Here is a 4025-nt window from a genome sequence, read left to right on the forward strand (position 1 = left end):
GGCTGGTGTCGCAAGACGAAGGCACTGCTGCAGGAACTGGGCGTGGGCTATGACTACGTCGATGTCGACGACCAGGAGGGTGGAAACAAGGAACTGGCCAAGCAGGAGGTTCTGAAATGGAACCCAGCGTGCTCGTTTCCGACCATCGTCCTGGATGACAAGGATTGTGTCGTAGGTTTCCAGGAAGACAAGATTCGAGAACTCGCGGCTGAATGAGCAGAATACCGGGCGAGCGTGTCGCCGAGGTCTGGGAGAGGCTGACCCTCGAAGCCCGGGAGGCAGGATACTCTGTCAACCCTGATGACGCTTTTGCCAGGGATCTGGTCCGGGGCCTGCTGGAGAACGAGGCACGCTACGGATATCGCGCCTGTCCCTGCCGTCTGGCGTCAGGAGTGAGGGAGCGGGATGTCGACCTCGTCTGTCCGTGTGACTACCGAGACACTGACCTCGACGAATTCGGCGCCTGCTACTGCGCACTGTATGTCTCGCCCGAGATCAGTCGTGGTGAGAAGACCGCAACCTCCATTCCGGACCGGCGTCCGGTCGGCGGGCCAACTGCGCACCCGGGGGAGATGGAACAGGTGCATGTGGCCGGGCTCGCGTTTCCGGTCTGGCGATGCAGGGTTTGTGGATACCTGTGTGCAAGGCCGCAGCCTCCGCTGGTCTGTCCAGTCTGCAAGGCTGGCAAGGAGCGTTTCGAGCGTTTCATGTAGCCTGAAAATATTATTGTTGCCGAAAGCCGTCTTTTCCCGAGAAGGGACCGGGCGGCTTTCGGTGTCCCTGAGGACCGGATGGCTCGCTACTCATGCGAGATACAACCATTTGACAAAACAGATACGCTCTGGTATAGTCTCAAAATCAGGCTTTGAGGGCGCGTATAGACATTCATACATGTGGAGGCAGGACAATGACAGAGAACAGGATTTGCATCAACTGATGACAGGGGCGTCGTTGATTGGACAAGCTGCAGACAAGAGTTTGCCACAGTAAACGCAGGACCGTCAATTCCTCAGTCACTGACTCTCACAGAGTCCGTCAGTAATCTCCCCTGCCATACAGTTCGCTTTTCCCCACACTCGTTCTGGAGGTAGCACTGTATGCATACAGCTATTCAAGTAGAGAACCTCACTCGTGTCTTCAATCGCAGGGGTATGGCCCCTTTCCACGCGTTGCGGGGCGTCAGCTTCGACGTCTCGTATGGCGAGATCTTCGGTCTTCTGGGCCCGAACGGCGCCGGCAAGACGACGACCATCAAGATCATGTCGACATTGCTGCTTCCCACGTCCGGGCGTGTCACCGTGGCAGGGTTTGACGTGGAGCGGGACTACGCCCGTGTGCGTCCCTTCATCAGTCTGATCTCGGGAGGCGAGACATCGGGGTATGGCATACTCAGGGTCGAGGAGCAGCTCTGGATGTTCAGCCAATTCTATGGCATGGAGACTGCAGTCGCCCGCGTCAGAATTGAGCACTACCTGCGCATGGTCGGCATGTGGGACGGGAGGCGTCAGCAGATGAACCGCTTGTCTACCGGCATGAGGCAGAAGGTGAACCTCGTGCGCGGCCTCGTCACCGATCCCAGGGTGCTGTTCCTCGATGAACCTACACTGGGAGTTGATGTGGAGGCAAGCGTCATCATCCGCGGTATAGTCCGAGACTGGGTGATCGAGAAGCCGGAACGCTCGGTCATTCTGACAACACACTACATGGCAGAAGCCGACGAACTTTGTTCGCGCGTCGCTATCATCAACCATGGGCTCATCCTTGCGAATGCGGCTCCATCGCAACTTAAGCAGGACCTGGACAGCAGGGCGCATTACGAGATCACGGTCGATCGGCTCGACGCACACCGGCTTGACCTGATTATTGCATTCATGGGCGAGGGGAACGATCTCACCCTGGGTGCTGACAAAGTGACGAACAGTCCAATGCTCATCGCACACCTGATGCACGAGAGTGACATCGCCCGTCTCATCACCGCACTGGCAGAGCAGGGGGTGACCCTCGAGTACATGCGTAAGCTTGAGCCTACCCTGGAAGACGCGTTCCTCAAGATGGTGGGCAGGAGGTTCGAAGATGAAGAAGAAGCTACTCCTGTTTCTTAGGACGCTCAACGCGCGCGCCTACGTGCGCATTTTTGGACAGATGCGCGAGGCGACCTGGGTCGTGGCGAGTGTTCTGGGTGGTTTCTTCACGATGACGACTTACATTTACCTCTACCGGACGCTTGGCACCGGCTCTGAGTTCACCGGACTGGTAGTGCTGGGAGGATTCATGACTCCCTTTTTCGTGAACGTTCTATGGGGTGTTGCGACGCAGTTGTACTGGGAGAAGGAAATGGGGAACCTTGAGCTAATGCTCGTGAGCCCCGCCCCACTGTCCGCCTTTCTCGTCGGTCTGTCCGTCGGCGGCGCCATGCATACGATGCTCCGTTCTCTGGCGGTGTTGTTTTTTGGCATCGCTGTGTTCAAAGTGCAGTTCACGGTTCTGCACCTGCCCTTGGCCTTGCTCGTTTTCCTTGTGACTCTGTTTTCCATGTATGGGCTGGGCATCGTGTTCTCGTCGCTGTTTCTCTACCATGGGCGCGACGCATGGCGCACTGCCGATCTCGTCATGGAACCGACGAACGTTCTCTCAGGATCCTACTTTCCCGCCCGATTCTTGGGATTGGGCCTGGTCGGTATCGCGGCACTCATCCCGACAACACTAGGACTTGACGCACTGAGACAGCTACTGGTGCCTTCGTTTACAGTGAAGGTGCTGGACTGGCGCTGGGAGTTGCTCATCCTCATTGGACTGGGTGTTGTGTTTGTATTCACCGCATCGTGGGCACTGCGGGCTGTCGAATACAAGGCCAGGCGCGATGCGCGCCTGACGCTCAGGTGGCAGTGATGAAGGGTTTCCTTGCTTCTATGTATATTGGCTTGCAGATCGAGAGCAACTGGACAAAGAAGTGGGTGTGGCTGCTCTACCTTGCGGCATATCCGATCGGCAGTTTTCTCGCGGTCATCATCTTGTACGGGATCTTCGGCCAGAAGACGGGACTGCTCCCATATGCACTCTACGGGACCATTTTCTACTACTCGCTGAGCATGGTGTTCTTCGATATGGCGTTTAGTGTCCACGATGACCGAGAACACTATCAGACACTGAAGTACATCTTCCTGTCGAGCACCTCATACCGGACCTACTTGTGCGGCCGTGCCGCAACTCGGTATCTCATCGCGCTCGCAGGAATCATCATCAATTTGTGCTGGCTCATTCCCGTGCTGCGTCTGCCGTTCCACCCCGATTGGGGTTACCTCATAGCGGGCGCTATCCTCGGATATCTTGTGGCTGCCGGCTTGGGATTGGCCGTAGCTTCTGTGTTCCTCCTGACAATCAAGCTGGACGTCGATGTCGTCGACGCGCTCTTTGGGGGCATCTTCGTACTCAGTGGGGCGCTGTTTCCTCCAACTGCTTTTCCAGCGGTATTTGCAAAGATCGCGGAGTTTGTCCCCTTGAGTCCGTTCATCGAACTCATGCGCCGGGCGATCTCGGGGAAGATCCTTACCAGTTTTCTCTCCGACATGTCGACGTTCCAGTTGCTGGGACGAGTTGCTCTGTCGGCAGCGGTCCTGTTTGCGCTCGGGTGGGTCCTGGTCTTTTTCGGCAGTCGCCAGGCTCAGCGAAAGGGTTACATCGACGTGACTACAGCATTTTAGGTCAAGAATAAGTCTGGTAATTCACGCCCTGCCGTACCCATCCGGGGTACGGCAGGGCGTGAACTCAGGGAAGCTTCAGTCGAGGTGTCAGGACTTCTGGTCTCCTGGACGAAAGTTGGGTGTTCCTCCGAACCATTTGGTGTAGATGGTGTCGTACGTGCCATCCTTGGCAAGGTCCCGCAGGGCCTGATCGACAGCGGTCTTCAGCTGCTTGTCTTCGAGGCGCATGGCTATGCCGTAGTACTGGGCGGGGAGGCCAAGATTGTTCACCTTGAGCATACGAATGACTGTGAGCGTCGGTGAGTCCTTCGCATAGTAAGCGGA

The 4025-nt window shown here is 56.8% G+C and carries 6 protein-coding genes; 5 read left to right on the plus strand and 1 reads right to left on the minus strand.

Features of this window, described 5'->3' with window-relative positions; translation table 11 throughout:
• The 5 genes from SMC5_RS02370 to SMC5_RS02390 all read left to right on the plus strand — a co-directional run.
• Positions 1-216, plus strand: a 216-nt coding sequence (locus tag SMC5_RS02370; RefSeq protein ID WP_133299146.1) for a glutaredoxin family protein, incomplete at its 5' end; no start/stop codon positions are given.
• Entirely contained in the window at positions 213-713 is a 501-nt protein-coding gene (locus SMC5_RS02375; protein WP_119119433.1) for a ferredoxin-thioredoxin reductase catalytic domain-containing protein, read from the plus strand. The genes SMC5_RS02370 and SMC5_RS02375, both read left to right, overlap by 4 nt.
• A 384-nt stretch (positions 714-1097) precedes the next feature.
• Positions 1098-2102 carry an ABC transporter ATP-binding protein gene (locus SMC5_RS02380; protein ID WP_119119434.1) on the plus strand — a complete coding sequence of 335 codons (1005 nt, stop codon included), beginning with the start codon at positions 1098-1100 and terminating at the stop codon, positions 2100-2102.
• Positions 2074-2889: an ABC transporter permease gene (locus SMC5_RS02385; protein ID WP_119119435.1), complete on the plus strand. Its 816-nt coding sequence runs from the start codon at positions 2074-2076 to the stop codon at positions 2887-2889. The genes SMC5_RS02380 and SMC5_RS02385 overlap by 29 nt, the downstream gene beginning before the upstream one ends.
• Positions 2889-3701, plus strand: coding sequence for an ABC transporter permease (locus SMC5_RS02390; RefSeq protein ID WP_119119436.1), 813 nt, complete (start codon positions 2889-2891; stop codon positions 3699-3701). Before SMC5_RS02385 ends, SMC5_RS02390 begins: the two co-directional genes overlap by 1 nt.
• An 87-nt stretch (positions 3702-3788) precedes the next feature.
• Here SMC5_RS02390 and SMC5_RS02395 read toward each other — a convergent pair.
• On the minus strand, positions 3789-4025 hold a 237-nt coding region (locus tag SMC5_RS02395), incomplete at its 5' end, for a transporter substrate-binding domain-containing protein (RefSeq protein ID WP_126854912.1).

The sequence above is a fragment of the Candidatus Cryosericum odellii genome, assembly GCF_003570935.1.
Taxonomy (GTDB): Bacteria; Caldisericota; Caldisericia; order Cryosericales; family Cryosericaceae; genus Cryosericum; species Cryosericum odellii.

Bases quoted from the DNA above. Each gene is read 5' to 3' on its own strand.
- SMC5_RS02385 (WP_119119435.1), top strand. From the start codon at position 2,074: ATGAAGAAGAAGCTACTCCTGTTTCTTAGGACGCTCAACGCGCGCGCC.
- SMC5_RS02375 (WP_119119433.1), top strand. From the start codon at position 213: ATGAGCAGAATACCGGGCGAGCGTGTCGCCGAGGTCTGGGAGAGGCTG.
- SMC5_RS02390 (WP_119119436.1), top strand. From the start codon at position 2,889: ATGAAGGGTTTCCTTGCTTCTATGTATATTGGCTTGCAGATCGAGAGC.
- SMC5_RS02380 (WP_119119434.1), top strand. From the start codon at position 1,098: ATGCATACAGCTATTCAAGTAGAGAACCTCACTCGTGTCTTCAATCGC.